The following is a 15,369-nucleotide window of genomic DNA, read 5'->3' as shown; positions in this document are numbered from 1 at the left end:
TTTAGCTGAAATACTGGGCGAATAAACGCGATTTTTAAATTAATTGCTAGCAGGCATCAATGTTTTCACATCGTTAACAATATTTGAGATATTTAGCACATAAGCAGTGCCATGATCCCATTCCGCATTAGTAAAATATTGAATTTGCGATCCTTTACTTCGTGCTAACAAGACAAGACCATCCGTTGCTTCACGAGGAACTGTTGTATCTTTACCACCCTGATAAATCAGCGCAGGTTGGCTCAGTTTAACTTGTGCAGGCTGTGAATCATTCTCCAAGAAAGTCTTAACCAATGGAATTGCCATAAAATTAGTTTGAGTTCGTGGATAGTTAGCTAGACTACCATTTGTGAATGCATACGTTTGCATTGCCGCACCGAACTTCTGACCAACCTGATCGTAACAATCTAATTCTGCTCGACTTGCAATCTCATCCGTTGGTGATTTAAAGACGTTAATATAATTAAAAGTAGGTTGCAGATTTCTTATCCCTGCTGTAATTAATGCAGTAAAAGTATCAAGTTGAGCATACATTTGGATTTGCTGAGCGATAGGTGCATTTTCAACAGATTGCTCACCTTTAACTAGAATTGCTCCTAAGTTCGATGCTGGAGCTACTGCGACCGTGCCTTTATATTCCAATTTAGCGCGACTCGCATATTGCGCTGCACCTAGTGCTGCCTGCCCACCTTGAGAATGCCCTACAGTCACCCATTGACGTGAAAGCACTTTCCCCTGACTCGCCAAATAAGATCTTGCTGCAACAACAGCATCTGTTATTGAGTATGCTTCACTCTTAACATTTAAAAATGGATGTAATTCTCTCCCACTTGGTTCACCTAAACCTTCGTAATCTGGAGCTACAACAACATAGCCAGCTGCAAGAAACTTATTAATCATGTCTTGTATATAGATATTCGTTGCATTTCGACTAGGCGCACATTGATCAGCAACTCCCGTTGTTCCATGTGCCCAAACGACAACTTTCCAACCACCTGATGGCATCGTTCCCTTTGGAACGAATATCAAACTAGTCGCTAATGTTTCTTTGCCATTTTGTCCCAACATTTTATATGTCATGACAGAGCTTTCAGAAGCAAATGCCGAGAAATCAGTTTTTGTGTAAGCAACGGGCATTCCAACTACTGGATTTTTAAAGTTGTTTTCAGGAATACTTGGTTTCGATGTATAGCTTGAATCGTCACTTCCACCACAAGCTGTTAGAAGAAGGCTTGAACTCAGCATAACAACCGTTAATAATTTCATTTTCATATATAGTTTTTCCTTAACTATTTTATTTTTGATGTATCTTTAGATCTTTACTAAAGCATTTCACTGTCAACAATTACGCTTATTCGAAATGCGTTTCAAGTGTTTTCATCAGCAAAATAAGATTTATTTTTAATCAAAAAATCTAATTACCAGAGGAATATAGCGATTGCGAATCGAACACATCTTGGTTGAGGCATAATTTCGAGTAAGATATCAAATCAACTCTACTTCACTTAGGTCATGACCCAATGCAAGCTATCATTTTAGATACTGAAACCCATACATTGAATGGCTTACCGATAGAAATTGCATATGCACCAATCGAGATAGAGAGTGGTAAATTAAGTTTAGATAAAACCAAAATTTTTGATCAACTCTATCAAGTCGGTCAACCGATCTCATACGCGGCTATGGCAGTTCATCATATTCTTGAATCGGATTTGATAGATCAACCTTTTTATAATGAATTCGAATTACCAGAACAAACTGCGTATATCATTGGTCACAATGTTGATTACGATATTTCAGCAATTGCGAAATGTGGTGTCGATGTTTCCAAATTAAAGCCTATTTGTACGCTAGCGCTTGCTCGTCGCGTATGGGAAAATGCAGAAGCGCATAATATTTCTGCATTAATTTATTTAATTTCGAAAGGAAGTGATAAAGCTCGTGAAATGCTGAAAGGCGCACATAGAGCTGATGCAGATATTATTTTAACAGCCAATATTTTGATGCATATCATCCATCATTTAAATATCCAAACAATTGAACAACTCTATGTAGCTTCAGAAGAAGCACGCATTCCAAAATCAATTAGCTTTGGTAAACACAAAGGCACTGCGATCTCTGATTTACCAACAGATTATGTGCAGTGGTTAATGCGACAAGATGATCTCGATCCCTACTTAAGAAAGGCGTTAGAAAATAATATCGTCTAAAAAAGCACGTTAATTTTCAATAAGTTCAATTATTTTCTATTTACTTTATGCAAATAGATGATATTTAATAATTTGTTAACATTTCTGTCACTTTTCAACTATATCTTAATCTCCATCTAGATCTTGGCTGGGGGAGATTAAGAGATGTCACATTTTTTTAAAACGGAACTTGGACAAAATGCATTGCAACAACGCAATATCGCTTTGACTGCAAAACAACGACGACTTCTATTACTTATTGATCACGAAGACTTTCAAGAACTAGACCATAACTACAAAGAAAAAATTGCACCATCTGAGCTTGTTCAACAACTGATTGACATGGGTTTACTCGCTCAACAGGCAGAGCCAACAAATATAAAAGAAACTCCTTTGGAACAAACTGCTCCTATCATTCAATCAGCAATTACAGAACCACTTGAAAATAATCATTCAACAACACCAAGCTCTGATGAAGAAACATTTGAAAATATTGAACTTGAAAAATTACCTTTTGTAGAGATTCAACAAGTGATGATCCAAACACTAACCACCTATTGCGGTTTAATGGCTCGTCCTTTAATCCAAAAGATTCAAACAATAAAAACCGTGCAACAATTAAAAGCATGTCAAATGCAGTGGATTACCTCCTTACAAGAAAGCCGCATTCCACCGACTCAACTGAATCAAACACTTAAGCTAATTAATTATTCAGTTCAACATTTATAAGTTTGACCTTATAAATAAGATCATAATTTGAATAATTGCTCTTTTAATAAGCAAGAAATCACTTGGTGGTCATGTTTATATTTACCTATATGATTTTTTTGCCTATCATGTGGCTCGCATGCGCTCATAGCTCAACAGGATAGAGTACAGGTCTCCGAAGCCTGTGGCGTGGGTTCGAGTCCCGCTGAGCGCACCACAATCTTTTCTCAAATCATTTCAAAACTATTTCAATATAACAATTTTTTGATTGAGCTTATTATTACCTCTTCTGATGCATTCTCAATAATTACCGTATAGATTACGGTAAGTGATAAGTCTTTCTCATATTTCATTCTGACCAATTAGTTATCTAACTTATATAAAAAGTTTACTATATTAAATCGCTAACTTAATTTATTTAATATAAAGATTTTACAACTAAGCAAAGAAAGTATTTAAATAGAAATGATGATTCTCTTTAGACTAAAGTATCTTTCATTTTGACGCATAAAGATAAGTTTCCAATATAAAATTCACACGATAATTAAAGTAATGATTTATTACTTTTAAAGCATTTTATTTATGTGGGTATTACATGGAAGTCAGAGGCTACAAGTTACTTGAGTTACACACCATTCTTTTATGTGCAACAAGTTACATCAATGAAAACTTTATCTTTTCTAATCAGAATCAAATTGATGACATCAATTACGGGCTTATCGTTCATGCTTTTCTCTTAAGTGTTTTCAAAGATCAAGGCTTCTCAAACTTTAAACTCATGCAAGGAAAAAATCTTAACGCCAAAGAGCATTTTTGGTTAGAAAATGAAGATACCATAATTGATTTAACAGCTCAGAAGTCTTTAAAAGTTACAACACCTTTGATTTTAATTCCTAAAAAAACTTACTATCAAAATCACCTTCTATCGATCAATGAAAAAAGACTCATGTTAAAAAGTATCCCAAAAGAAATTAATCAAGCCATTATTCCAATCAAAAAAGTCTTTTATAAAGACTATTATTAAAAGTCAGGGAAATTATTTAAATATTTTCGATATTATTTAGATATAAATATATACCTATTTGATATCTTTAATATGTAAACGTAGTATACGGCGAATCTCTAAAACTGCCTCAGGCGTTTCTTGTATTGAGTGACCTCCATGAATCACCATTTCTGAACTCGCTCCATTCAAATGAGAACTACGATAAGGCACAATACCATCTGTCGATTGTTCAATTGAATTAGAGCTTGTTGCGTTACCAATAATTGAATGATAAAGCACTGTAGATTTAGGCTGAATTTGTTTCGTTAATGTCATGAAATTTGAGCCTAAACTTAAGTCACTTGCGCCGTTCTCAATCATGCCTTTTTGAGTGGTTTTGATTTGAACTTGACGTTGCTCTACAGCCGAATAAAAATCATTCGGCAATCTGATGATTTTACGTGCGAACTTGGTGAACCAACGATCCGCATATTGAGTCCCCTGATGCGGTGCTGCAATAAATATTGCACGTGAAAACTGAGATATAGGCTTAAATTCAAATCGTTCTTTTATTGATGGTTCGCGTTGATATTGAGCCTGTTGTGCTCCATTCATTTTTTGATAAGCAATAGATGAAATGTCAGCTTCACTAACTAAAAGTCGACTAATCACTCCCCCCATGCTGTGACCAATCAATACAGCATCTTTCGCTGCACGGCTGGAATCATCCATGTTTAAAAAAGCTTGTTGCAACAATGAATAAATCTGATAACGGCTTTCAACAATTGGCATGTTAGTCGAATAAAAAACATTCCAAACTTGATAGTTATCTCTTAAATCATCCGCTCCAATAATATCATTGGTAAGTGAAACCCATGCTTCAGGACTACTGGCGAGACCATGAATCAAAACTATGACACGTTTGTTTGGATTATAAGGCTCCAACATATACAAATGTGGCATGATCAAGTTACGTTCTTTATCAATTAAGCTCCAATATCCCAGCGCACCCAAGTTATATTTAGATAGCCATGCCCCATATGGCGCTGAATAATTGCCCGTTAGATAGTAAGAGTGCCCTTCTATATCTACACGTTTTGTTTTAAATGGATCAAATAACTGAATTTCAAAATCTGATTGATCTAATATTTCAGCAATACTGCTATTTTCTTTGGGAAATGCAATCGCAGTGATAGGAAAAAATTTGGGTTCATGAATATTTGGATTAGATTTGTTCTTATAGTATTCACGAGGATTTAAGATAAATTTCGGTTCAATTTTTTCTTCATCTCGCTCAGCCACAAACTCTGCACCAAGCCCATCCTGACGATTGATAATATTGAACCCTGAAAAGTTCATATTATAGCTAGATTTGAAAGATTTCAGTTTTAGTGTATTTAAGGCTGAGTAATTTTGCTTATTGATATGATAACGATATGGGTTCAAAGAAAAATTATTTAAACTTGCATTTTTCAGGTACAGATTCGTCAACATTTGCGAGATGGACACGTTATAAATAATACGTACTTGATTCAATCGGTAATCAAATATTCGATCTTGAGCGCTACTTTTGGACTTAAAGAGATAGACATAGCTATAGCGCAAGCTTTTATCGAGATATTGAATTTTTTGATCAATACAGATGGCTTTATCAGGCAAATGAGAGCATTTATCTGTATTGATTTCGATTGCTTTAGCTAAATAAATTTCACTAATCGCAGCATATACATCATCTTTATCATCATTAATTTGCCGGATACGTGACACGCACTCTTCAACATCATTTAAACATTGCGTTTGATTACTTTTGATTAAATAAAGAAAATTGTCCGTTTGATAACTGAATTTATTCGTGATGAGAAAATTATCGACTTTACTTTGCAAAGAAGCACTTAATTTCTGCTCTTTGAGGTTAATCGTTTGGCAAGATGTAAGTGTAAATACACTGCTTAAAGTCAAAAAAATACTCAAATAGCGCATAAACCAAACGTCCATTAAACAATGTAAATCTTTAACTGTTCTTATTTTTCCTCACAATATTGTTCAATACGTTTATTGGGGAAAAACCAAAGTACAGCTAGCACGACAAGAACAAGCAGACTCAAACGTGTATCAACTAGACTCAATAATATGGACATCGCATATAACAAAACAGATATTGCGAGCTTTTTATCTTTGCCTAATACCTTACGAACAACGGATTTATCACCTTGAGCACGAGCGATTGACCATTCGAGCATAGCATAAGACAAGGAACACATGAATAAAATGAATGCATACAAGGCTGTAGGTACTGGTGAATAATTACTTTGAGCAGACCAACTCGTTGTATAAGGGATCATCGTTAACCAAAAAATCAAATGTAAGTTTATCCAAATGATTTTTCCATTAACCTTTTCGACTAACTGAAATAAATGGTGATGGTTAATCCAATAAATTCCGATATACATAAAACTTAAAACATAGCTTAATATTCCATGAAACTCTTGTGTTAAGTCCGAAAAGTGTATGCCCTCTGGCACTTTGAGTTCAATCAACATGACCGTGATTACAATCGCAATTACACCATCAGTGATTGCCTCTAAACGGGTCTTATTCATCCTAATCCCTTCAAGACTCTGGCATGATGAATCTATTCTGTGAAGCTAAAAAAGATAAATATAAAACAGGCAAAATAAAGAAACCGACGCTCCAAAAATCTAAATAAACGTAAAGTATCGCTCCTAAGAATGCCCCAATAACAAAACCTAAAACAATACTGAGGCTATGTTCGAGTTTACTTCGATTATCAGCGGAACGATTTCTGAGAAAGTTCGAGATATCAATACCTAACTGTGTGGTATTTCCTGTCATCATCGTACTCGGACTAATATGTTTTATGAGTGTTTTACTCGATGTATTTCGAATCGCTAGAGCAATAAGTCCTAATCCCCCAGTCACAGCAATGGTGATTCCATCGGGATCAGTAAATGGTTCGAAGTAAATACCTGCCAGCATAAAAGCGGTGAGGAAAATTGCTTCTGCTAGAAATAAAGCACATAAGGTTTTGCTTTTCTGACTGCTTTTATCAATCAAATATTTCGTAATTGCTACAGTAAGAATAAATAAAGGAATAGCCGCCAGTTTAATCCATAAACCAGCACCACCTTTCACCCACGCTGCACCAGCCAACACCAAGTTACCTGTCACATGTGCTGTAAAAAATCCAAACAATGCAATAAAACCAATGGTGTCGATCGCACCACCAACGATAGTCAATAGAACAGGATCACGGCAAGTTCGCCACACACTATGTTTTTTTTCAAATTCTGTTTGCATCTTTACCACCTGATTTATTATTTCTTACACAGTTTGATTTGATTAGAAGTTTAAACGTGTAGTCAGTCCTACTACCCAAGCATCATTTAGCTCTTTAAGACCGCCAGCTTGATGTACATATTGGATATTGGGACGGAACATAATGCTCGGTGACCAGTTAAATGTGTAATTCAATTCAACGTTCGTTTCATCATATTGAATAGGTACATATGCTGGATCTTGAACATCAGTAACTTGGTTAAGTTCATTTTCTAATTTTTGACGTGTTCTTAATCTTTTATTCACTTCAGTTCGAGCTACACCTAAACTCATGGAATCATTAGGTCGGGCATCAAACATCCCTTTATATTGTAGTGCAATCTGTTGTGAGCCTAATATTTCTGAAGTCGCTTTATCATTGATATTAAAATTTAATAAAACGGATAAGCCTCTTTTGGGATTGTCTTGATGTTGTGTTAACTGTTGTTGTGCCACAAACCAAGTATTGTATTTTCCTGAGTGAACTTCTCTTTGCTCAACAGATAATTGAGCTTGCCCATTTTCATCATTGAGTACATCTATAGCATCAGCCGAGCTATAAAAAGCACCGAAACGGTATAATCCATTCAAACCATTAAATTTTGGCTTCCATACAAATTCTATAGGGATCAAAACACCTTTAGAACCATCAGTGCTTAAATTAAAACCTTTACTCTTCTTCGTATTTTCTGGATTGGATTCATAAACACCCACACTCAAACTAGAAGTAGGATTCAAATCATATTTCAGATTTGCCGCCCATACCGTAATTGGCCAGTTGTACCATAGTTCAGAGACCGTTTTCCCTACTTGTGCACCACACAATGTTAAATTTTGCGATTCACATGGGGCTGAGTTGAAATCTTCCCCCATATTCATGCGACCAACCTTTACAGTTAACCCCTGATCTTCAAATCCTTTTTGAATCCAAGCCTGACTTAATCTCCATACTGGTCCCCGCCCACTAATCTCTTGAACATTACTAAATTGCCCAGTTCTAGGGTCGGCAATACGATCTGTCGACAATGATCTGCCTTCACGTTTACTGATACTAATTTTTGCTTCGGTATTCTGCCAACCACTCAATTTTTCAAGATCTAAAGTCGTTCCAAAAGTCCATTGATTGGCATTACGAACTGTTGAATCATCATTAAAACCACCATCAATATTGGTCGCGGTTTCATTTGTGAAAGAAACATTAAAATCAATACCTTGATCTGATAGATTGTTACGTTTTCCGTTCCAATCTCCTAATAAATATTGACGATTTTGTGAATAAAACTCATCTGCGTAAATATAAGTAGGTGTAATACACACCGTCAGAACATACAAAGCAAAAATAGTTTTGTTTTTTGTTTGGTTCGGAAGATATTTCATAGCTACCCCATAAAAAAGTGAAGGAAGCTAGACATTATTTAAATCATTAACTTTAAGAAGCGTAAATAATTTTATTTAAATAAAATCTAGCTTATTAGGTTATGAGGGGAAAAAATCTTTGACAAATGGAATGAGCTTTTCACCGACAACCATGCCTAATAGTCCAACTAAGGCAACAATCGGTGGTGCTGGCGAACGAACATTTAAAACGTAATACAACACGCCAACTAATAATCCCACGCCTAGAGATAAGAGATACATTTTCATCATAAAACTCTCAGAGGTATCACGATCAAACGCAATACCTCAACTTATAAAGTTAGAATGCAAAACAAGAACAGCCTAAAGCGCCCCAAAATGATTTTTTATCTTTGACTGGAACATCGAGAACCCAAGCATGACTGTGTCCATGCATTCCACAACTATTGGTACAAGCGCAAGCTGCTGATTTGGCTTGTAATGGTTGATGAGATGGCGCATTTCGATTTTCTGTTGCTCTCCAATACCCACCAAATTTTCGTACTGGCGACCATGTTGGTGAGGCTGGGGGTAAAGGTGAATCATCTTGTTTAAACTCTGCCGCAGCATAAACAATCTTCCCACCTAAAACGGTCATCACAGATTCAATATTCTTTATTTCTTCAGGGTCAATTGAGAAATAATCATCTGATAAAACAACTAAATCCGCCAACTCCCCCTGCTTCAATGATCCTTTTACGCTGGACTCACCTGAGAACCAAGCTGAACCTTTGGTCCAAAGTTTAAGTGCAGTCTGACGATCCAATAAATTTTTCTCATCATAAAGCGGTAATCCACCCACAGTTTTACCTGTAGTTAACCAATATAGACAAACCCATGGATTGTATGAGGCAACTCGTGTTGCATCTGTCCCAGCACCAACAGGTATACCTAACTCGATCATTTTTTTCACAGGTGGTGTGGCCTTAGCTGCATCTGCACCATATCGATTGACAAAATATTCACCTTGGAAAGCCATACGATGCTGAATTGCTATCCCTCCACCCAAAGCACCAATCCGTTCAATGTTCTTTTCAGATACAGTTTCTGCGTGATCAATGATAAATCGTGTGGCAAACGGTTTACGTTCATTAACTTGCTCAAAGACATTGAGGAAACGCTCAATACTTTCATCATAAGTAGCGTGTATACGAAACGGCCACTTCTTCTCAGCAAGCAACTCTACAATACGCTCTAATTCTGCATCCATCCCTTTGGTGAATTCTGGACGAGATTCTAGAAAGTTTTCAAAATCAGCAGCAGACCATGTCAAATTCTCGCCCGCACCATTCATTTGTAAAAAAGCGTCACCATCTCCAGGAAAGGTCATCTCAGTCCATTTTTGATAATCCTGATATTCCTGACCTGCTTTTTGCGCAAATAAATTATAAGCAACACGCACTGTCATTTGCTCTTTTTGGTGCAAATGTTGAATGACATCATAATCTTCAGGATAGTTCTGCCCACCACCGCCTGCATCGATTAATGAGGTAATTCCTAAACGATTTAGCTCACGCATAAAATGACGTGTGGAATTGATTTGATCATCACGTTCAAGGATTGGTGCTTTACCCAGAGTTGAATACAAAATCATTGCTGAAGGTGTTGCCAATAACAATCCAGTTGGCTCACCTTTTTCATTGCGTTGAATTGTGCCACCTGGTGGATCAGGCGTATCTTTATTAAATCCAAGCGCATCTAAAGCTGCACGATTCAGCATGGCTTTGGCATATAAATGCAGAATAAATACTGGCGTATCTGGTGCAGCTTTATTGATTTCATCTAATGTTGGTAAACGGCGTTCAACAAACTGAAACTCGTTCCAGCCACCTACAACGCGCACCCACTGTGGAGCAGGTGTATTTTCAGCTTGTTCTTTTAATAATCTTAAGGCATCAGAAACAGAGGGTACGCCTTCCCACCGTAACTCCATGTTGTAATGCAAACCACCACGAATTAAATGTAAGTGACTGTCATTCAGACCAGGAATCACACGTCGACCATTCAAATCAATCACTTTGGTCGTCGCGGTCGACATCTTCATAATTTTATCATTGTCATCTACAGCAATCACTTTACCTTCAGAAATCGCAATCGCTTGAGCTTCAGGATGTTGAGGATTTAGAGTAGAGATTTTGGCATTTTTTAGAATTAAATCGATTTGAGACATTTTTCACTCCATCGAATTATGATGATTAAAAAAGAAAGGCATGAAAATCATGCCTTTCTATGGAGTTTTATTTTGCTGGTACAGGTGGGATCACTTCGTGTTTTGTCGTAGTACGTTCTGGTGCTTTGTGTACCATAGTATATGCGTAATCAACACCCATACCGTATGCACCTGAATGTTCACGTACAATTGCCATAACATCATCGTAAGTTTCACGATGCGCCCAATCACGTTGCCATTCAAGTAAAACTTGCTGCCAAGTCACTGGTACTACACCTGCTTGAATCATACGTTGCATTGCATAATCATGTGCTTCTTTTGAAGTACCACCTGAAGCGTCAGCAACCATATAAATTTCATAACCACCTTCAAGCATTGCACCGAAAGCAAATGTGTTATTACACACTTCCGTCCATAAGCCAGACACAATAATTTTTTTACGGTTATTTTTAGCTAAGGCATCACGAACTTTTTGGTCATCCCATGAGTTCATTGAAGTACGTTCAAGCAAAGGCGCATCAGGAAAAACATCTAACAGCTCTGGATAGGTATGGCCAGAGAAACTTTCTGTTTCAACGGTTGTAATCGTAGTCGGAATACCAAAAACTTTTGCAGCTTTTGCTAAGCCAACTGTATTGTTTTTAAGAACTTGACGATCAATAGACTGTACCCCAAAAGCCATTTGTGGCTGATGATCGATAAAAATAACTTGGCAATTTGTTGGCGATAATTGTTCTAAAAGTGATTTGTTCATTTTCAAACTCGACATAGTAACTGTAAACAATGTATTTCTATGAAAACAAATCAAAATGTAAAAAAATAGATAGCAAAATTGAATCAGTTTGTCTGCGATTTAAAGACAATTAGAAACAAACTTGCTTCGTTGCGCTAAATACATGAATATAAATTTAATAACTTTCAAATGGATAAACCATGGACAGAATCGATTGCATCAATACGTTTTTAAGCGTCGTAGAACATGGAAACTTTAGTGCTTCAGCAAAAAAATTAAATATTTCAAGAGACTTAGTCTCAAAAAGAGTTCAATACCTTGAAAATGATTTGAAGATTTCACTCTTCATCAGAACTACACGTCGGATGAACCTGACGCCTTGCGGAGAAAAATTTTATCAACATGCCAAAGTCATGATGAGTGAACTTGAGTGGGCAAAATATGAAATTAGTTATGATCAGCAATATCCCGAAGGCGAACTAAAAATTAATGCACCTCTTTCTTTCAGTCGTGATGTTCTCACCGATATTATTTCTGATTTTATTCAACAATTTCCGCACATTAAAATAGATCTATATTTGACTGACAGCTTTGTTGATATTTATGAACAACAGTTTGATCTAACTTTAAGAGTAGACGATAAAGCGGATCACAACTTTCAAAATACCGTCATTGCATCATACAAGCGTAGCTTTTATGCATCAAAAGATTATCTCGAAAGAAAAGGCATGCCACATACGATTGATGATTTAAAACAGCATGATATTTTACTTTATAGTCAAAAAAACAATCACAATAAGATTAGCTTGAGTAAAGATCAGACGACTGAACTGATTCAATGCTATCCAAAATTTATCTGCAACAATGGCGACTTATTATTAGATTTATGTACCAAAGGACATGGCATCGTCTTCCTACCAGATTTTATTGCTAAAAAATATTTTGATGCAGGTGTTATTTCTCGGTGTTTAGAGGATTATCACAGTCCTATAATGAACTTCTATGCTGTTTATCCCAATGGTCAGAATATCTCTAAAAAGCTTCAAATTTTTATTGATTTTCTGATTAAACAATTTAAAAAATTAAGCTCTTAATTTATTGATAAATTTACCTATTTAATCAACAAAGCTTTATAAAAACGCTTTAAAAACTTTATCTTGATATAGGTTCTATCTGTTTATTAATTTGTTTTCTAAATGACTGCTCAACGCTGTTCTATATATAGAACAAGATAAACCACTTTTACACTTGGTTTATTTTTTTATATCGCTCAAAATACGCGTTCAATCTAACAATGAGAGACGTTCATGACTGATGCTTTGGTGTTGAGCGATTTGTCCAAAACTTATCGTAATGGTTTTCAGGCATTAAAAGGTATTAATTTAACCGTACCTGAAGGAGAGTTTTATGCATTATTAGGCCCTAATGGTGCAGGTAAATCGACGACGATCAGTATCATTAGTTCTTTAACTAAAAAAACATCAGGTACAGTTGAAATTTTTGGCCATAACCTTGATACCCACCCTTCATTGGCAAAACAGTGTTTAGGTGTTGTGCCTCAAGAGTTTAACTTTGGTCAATTCGAGAAAACTTTTGATATTTTGGTCACTCAAGCTGGTTACTATGGAATTCCAAAAAAACTCGCTGAACAGCGTGCTGAACATTATTTAGAGAAACTTGGTCTTTGGGAAAAGCGTAACATTCAATCTCGAATGCTTTCAGGTGGTATGAAACGTCGCCTAATGATTGCACGCGCGATGATGCATGAACCAAAACTTTTGATTCTCGATGAACCTACTGCAGGCGTTGATATTGAATTACGCCGTTCAATGTGGGATTTCTTAACTGAAATGAATGAAAAAGGTACCTCAATCATTTTAACGACACATTATTTAGAAGAAGCTGAAATGCTGTGTCGTCGCATCGCCATTATTGACCGTGGTGTGATCAAAGAAGATACCACTATGAAAGGTTTCCTAAATCAACTTAATGAAGAATCGTTTATTTGTGATTTAGCAGAACCGATCGAAAACCTGCAACTCAATATTATTGGATTCAAATTCGAATTAATCGATCCAGTGACTTTAGAAGTTACGATGGATAAAGCGCATAGCATGAATGATTTATTTTTGATTTTACAATCACAAAATATTCAAGTCAGTAGTATGCGTAACAAATCAAACCGCTTAGAAGAATTGTTCGTAAAAATGGTTGAGAAAAATCTTACAGGAGCGGATCAATGAACTTTAATCAGTTACAAACCGCACTTTGGACCTTAGTCGTTAAAGAAATTCGTCGTTTTATGCGAATTTGGCCTCAGACCTTGCTACCACCAGCGATTACCATGAGCCTATATTTTGTGATTTTCGGTAATTTAGTCGGATCACGTATTGGTGAAATGGGTGGCTTTAGCTATATGCAATTCATTGTGCCAGGTTTAATTATGATGGCAGTGATTACCAATAGTTATGCAAACGTTTCTTCAAGCTTCTTTAGTGCAAAATTCCAAAAAAGCATTGAAGAATTGATTATGAGCCCTGTGCCATTACATTTAATTCTTTGGGGTTATGTGATTGGTGGTGTATGTCGTGGTGTATTGGTCGGCTTAATCGTTACTCTGATGAGTTTGTTTTTTACACACTTGGAAATCTATAATTTCTTTGTAACTATATATACAGTGATTATCACCTCGTTATTATTTTCACTTGGTGGCTTCATTAATGCTGTATATGCAAAATCATTTGATGATATTTCGATTATCCCAACTTTCGTTTTGACTCCACTCACTTACTTGGGTGGTGTATTTTATGCGATTAGTGCTTTAAGTCCATTTTGGCAAAATCTCTCTTTAATCAACCCAATTGTTTACATGGTCAACGCTTTCCGTTTTGGTATTTTGGGACATAGTGATGTCAATGTTTCATTCTCCCTCACTGTTGTCACATTATGTTGTGTTGCCCTTTATGCAGTTGCATATCATTTATTAGCTCGTGGTTCAGGAATGCGTGAATGAGTGTAGAACATTCTTTATTGGGTAAAGACACCCAGTACCCTACTCAATATCAACCAGAAGTATTATTTCCGATTGCTCGTGCTGAATCTCGCAAACTTTATGCAGATATTGAAGGTATAGCGCAAGGCACAGACTGGTGGCATGTATTTGAGATTTCATGGTTAAACCAACTTGGTTTACCACAAGTGGCTATAGGACGTTTAACCTTACCAGCCAACTCTCCGAATTTAATTGAATCGAAATCACTTAAACTATATTTCAACAGCATGAATTTCACACAATTTACATCTCAACAATTATTTGTTGAGACCGTTGAGCGTGATTTATCAGATGCTGCTGGTGCTAAAGTTGAACTGCAACTATTTCAAGTGGATGATTTACAGATTTCTAAACCCCAAGGGATCTGTATAGATGATCTGATCCCTGAACGTCTTTCAGAGCATCCAGATTCAAGCTTATTGCAGTACGATGCTGTCAGTGAAGAAAATATTGAAGTTGAACTTTACTCTCATCTTTTGAGAAGTAATTGCCCAGTAACGGGACAACCTGACTGGGGTACTGTTTTTATTCGTTTTCAAGGTAAAAAACCTTGTTATCGCAGTATATTAGCCTATATTATTTCGTACCGTCAGCATAATGGTTTTCATGAACAATGCGTGGAACAAATATTCGCAGATATTTGGCAACACTTAAAACCAGAAAAACTGATGGTCTATGCAACCTATACTCGTCGTGGTGGATTGGATATCAACCCTTGTCGAGTATCTGACTTGTCATGGATGCCCGAGCCGATCCGCTTGGCACGACAATAAAACGAATAAATTTGATATAGAGGACGTT

At 36.3% G+C, this 15,369-nt stretch carries 15 protein-coding genes and 1 tRNA gene; 8 read left to right on the top strand and 8 right to left on the bottom strand.

Annotated features, from left to right (window positions below):
- Window positions 1-39: 39 nt before the first annotated feature.
- Window positions 40-1,272 (bottom strand): alpha/beta hydrolase, encoded by a 1,233-nt coding sequence (locus tag H2677_RS06830; RefSeq protein ID WP_212639450.1) that lies wholly within the window; start codon window positions 1,270-1,272, stop codon window positions 40-42.
- A 248-nt stretch (window positions 1,273-1,520) separates the two neighbouring features.
- Here H2677_RS06830 and H2677_RS06825 point away from each other — a divergent pair, with 248 nt between their 5' ends.
- From H2677_RS06825 to H2677_RS06810, 4 genes are all read left to right on the top strand, one after another.
- Window positions 1,521-2,210: a putative quorum-sensing-regulated virulence factor gene (locus H2677_RS06825; protein WP_075696585.1), complete on the top strand. Its 690-nt coding sequence runs from the start codon at window positions 1,521-1,523 to the stop codon at window positions 2,208-2,210.
- A gap of 144 nt (window positions 2,211-2,354) precedes the next feature.
- A complete protein-coding gene (locus tag H2677_RS06820) occupies window positions 2,355-2,918 on the top strand; it encodes a hypothetical protein (RefSeq protein ID WP_212639449.1) in 564 nt (187 codons plus the stop codon).
- Window positions 2,919-3,038: 120 nt separating this feature from the next.
- Window positions 3,039-3,114: transfer RNA gene (locus H2677_RS06815), tRNA-Arg, on the top strand.
- A 378-nt stretch (window positions 3,115-3,492) separates the two neighbouring features.
- Entirely contained in the window at window positions 3,493-3,921 is a 429-nt protein-coding gene (locus H2677_RS06810; protein WP_212639448.1) for a hypothetical protein, read from the top strand.
- Between the two features lie 54 nt (window positions 3,922-3,975).
- On the opposite strand, the gene H2677_RS06805 is transcribed toward H2677_RS06810, so the two are convergent.
- The 7 genes from H2677_RS06805 to H2677_RS06775 form a co-directional block, all read right to left on the bottom strand.
- Window positions 3,976-5,862 (bottom strand): lipase family alpha/beta hydrolase, encoded by a 1,887-nt coding sequence (locus H2677_RS06805; protein WP_212639447.1) that lies wholly within the window; start codon window positions 5,860-5,862, stop codon window positions 3,976-3,978.
- A 41-nt stretch (window positions 5,863-5,903) separates the two neighbouring features.
- Complete coding sequence (locus H2677_RS06800; RefSeq protein ID WP_004953688.1) at window positions 5,904-6,482, bottom strand: TMEM175 family protein; 579 nt, start codon at window positions 6,480-6,482, stop codon at window positions 5,904-5,906.
- A gap of 10 nt (window positions 6,483-6,492) precedes the next feature.
- The gene (locus H2677_RS06795) at window positions 6,493-7,200 is read right to left on the bottom strand and encodes a YoaK family protein (protein WP_130576350.1); all 708 of its coding nucleotides are present in this window, start codon (window positions 7,198-7,200) and stop codon (window positions 6,493-6,495) included.
- 42 nt (window positions 7,201-7,242) lie between these two features.
- Window positions 7,243-8,595, bottom strand: a complete 1,353-nt coding sequence (locus tag H2677_RS06790) for a carbohydrate porin (protein WP_212639446.1) — start codon at window positions 8,593-8,595, stop codon at window positions 7,243-7,245.
- 99 nt (window positions 8,596-8,694) lie between these two features.
- On the bottom strand, window positions 8,695-8,862 hold the full coding sequence (locus tag H2677_RS06785; protein ID WP_080630817.1) for a DUF1427 family protein: 168 nt from the start codon (window positions 8,860-8,862) through the stop codon (window positions 8,695-8,697).
- Between the two features lie 52 nt (window positions 8,863-8,914).
- On the bottom strand, window positions 8,915-10,783 hold the full coding sequence (locus H2677_RS06780) for an amidohydrolase (RefSeq protein ID WP_212639445.1): 1,869 nt from the start codon (window positions 10,781-10,783) through the stop codon (window positions 8,915-8,917).
- Between the two features lie 67 nt (window positions 10,784-10,850).
- On the bottom strand, window positions 10,851-11,537 hold the full coding sequence (locus H2677_RS06775) for a hydrolase (RefSeq protein WP_004953675.1): 687 nt from the start codon (window positions 11,535-11,537) through the stop codon (window positions 10,851-10,853).
- Window positions 11,538-11,716: 179 nt separating this feature from the next.
- Here H2677_RS06775 and H2677_RS06770 point away from each other — a divergent pair, with 179 nt between their 5' ends.
- The 4 genes from H2677_RS06770 to queF all read left to right on the top strand — a co-directional run bounded on the left by H2677_RS06770 (window position 11,717) and on the right by queF (window position 15,341).
- Window positions 11,717-12,610 carry a LysR family transcriptional regulator gene (locus H2677_RS06770; RefSeq protein ID WP_212639444.1) on the top strand — a complete coding sequence of 298 codons (894 nt, stop codon included), beginning with the start codon at window positions 11,717-11,719 and terminating at the stop codon, window positions 12,608-12,610.
- Window positions 12,611-12,823: 213 nt separating this feature from the next.
- Window positions 12,824-13,759 carry an ABC transporter ATP-binding protein gene (locus H2677_RS06765; RefSeq protein ID WP_087540944.1) on the top strand — a complete coding sequence of 312 codons (936 nt, stop codon included), beginning with the start codon at window positions 12,824-12,826 and terminating at the stop codon, window positions 13,757-13,759.
- A complete protein-coding gene (locus tag H2677_RS06760; RefSeq protein ID WP_004953671.1) occupies window positions 13,756-14,529 on the top strand; it encodes an ABC transporter permease in 774 nt (257 codons plus the stop codon). Before H2677_RS06765 ends, H2677_RS06760 begins: the two co-directional genes overlap by 4 nt.
- Window positions 14,526-15,341 carry an NADPH-dependent 7-cyano-7-deazaguanine reductase QueF gene (gene queF, locus H2677_RS06755; protein WP_212639443.1) on the top strand — a complete coding sequence of 272 codons (816 nt, stop codon included), beginning with the start codon at window positions 14,526-14,528 and terminating at the stop codon, window positions 15,339-15,341. Before H2677_RS06760 ends, queF begins: the two co-directional genes overlap by 4 nt.
- Window positions 15,342-15,369: the final 28 nt, after the last annotated feature.

It is taken from the genome of Acinetobacter junii (genome assembly GCF_018336855.1).
Lineage (GTDB): Bacteria > Pseudomonadota > Gammaproteobacteria > Pseudomonadales > Moraxellaceae > Acinetobacter > Acinetobacter junii.
This window is presented reverse-complemented; position numbering and strand designations above follow the sequence as displayed.

What these genes read in the sequence shown, in the direction of transcription:
- H2677_RS06790 (WP_212639446.1), bottom strand. Translation starts at nt 8,595, where the DNA reads ATGAAATATCTTCCGAACCAAACAAAAAACAAAACTATTTTTGCTTTG.
- H2677_RS06825 (WP_075696585.1), top strand. Translation starts at nt 1,521, where the DNA reads ATGCAAGCTATCATTTTAGATACTGAAACCCATACATTGAATGGCTTA.
- H2677_RS06805 (WP_212639447.1), bottom strand. Translation starts at nt 5,862, where the DNA reads ATGCGCTATTTGAGTATTTTTTTGACTTTAAGCAGTGTATTTACACTT.
- H2677_RS06775 (WP_004953675.1), bottom strand. Translation starts at nt 11,537, where the DNA reads ATGAACAAATCACTTTTAGAACAATTATCGCCAACAAATTGCCAAGTT.
- queF (WP_212639443.1), top strand. Translation starts at nt 14,526, where the DNA reads ATGAGTGTAGAACATTCTTTATTGGGTAAAGACACCCAGTACCCTACT.
- H2677_RS06770 (WP_212639444.1), top strand. Translation starts at nt 11,717, where the DNA reads ATGGACAGAATCGATTGCATCAATACGTTTTTAAGCGTCGTAGAACAT.
- H2677_RS06830 (WP_212639450.1), bottom strand. Translation starts at nt 1,272, where the DNA reads ATGAAAATGAAATTATTAACGGTTGTTATGCTGAGTTCAAGCCTTCTT.
- H2677_RS06800 (WP_004953688.1), bottom strand. Translation starts at nt 6,482, where the DNA reads ATGAATAAGACCCGTTTAGAGGCAATCACTGATGGTGTAATTGCGATT.
- H2677_RS06760 (WP_004953671.1), top strand. Translation starts at nt 13,756, where the DNA reads ATGAACTTTAATCAGTTACAAACCGCACTTTGGACCTTAGTCGTTAAA.
- H2677_RS06765 (WP_087540944.1), top strand. Translation starts at nt 12,824, where the DNA reads ATGACTGATGCTTTGGTGTTGAGCGATTTGTCCAAAACTTATCGTAAT.
- H2677_RS06820 (WP_212639449.1), top strand. Translation starts at nt 2,355, where the DNA reads ATGTCACATTTTTTTAAAACGGAACTTGGACAAAATGCATTGCAACAA.
- H2677_RS06780 (WP_212639445.1), bottom strand. Translation starts at nt 10,783, where the DNA reads ATGTCTCAAATCGATTTAATTCTAAAAAATGCCAAAATCTCTACTCTA.
- H2677_RS06785 (WP_080630817.1), bottom strand. Translation starts at nt 8,862, where the DNA reads ATGAAAATGTATCTCTTATCTCTAGGCGTGGGATTATTAGTTGGCGTG.
- H2677_RS06810 (WP_212639448.1), top strand. Translation starts at nt 3,493, where the DNA reads ATGGAAGTCAGAGGCTACAAGTTACTTGAGTTACACACCATTCTTTTA.
- H2677_RS06795 (WP_130576350.1), bottom strand. Translation starts at nt 7,200, where the DNA reads ATGCAAACAGAATTTGAAAAAAAACATAGTGTGTGGCGAACTTGCCGT.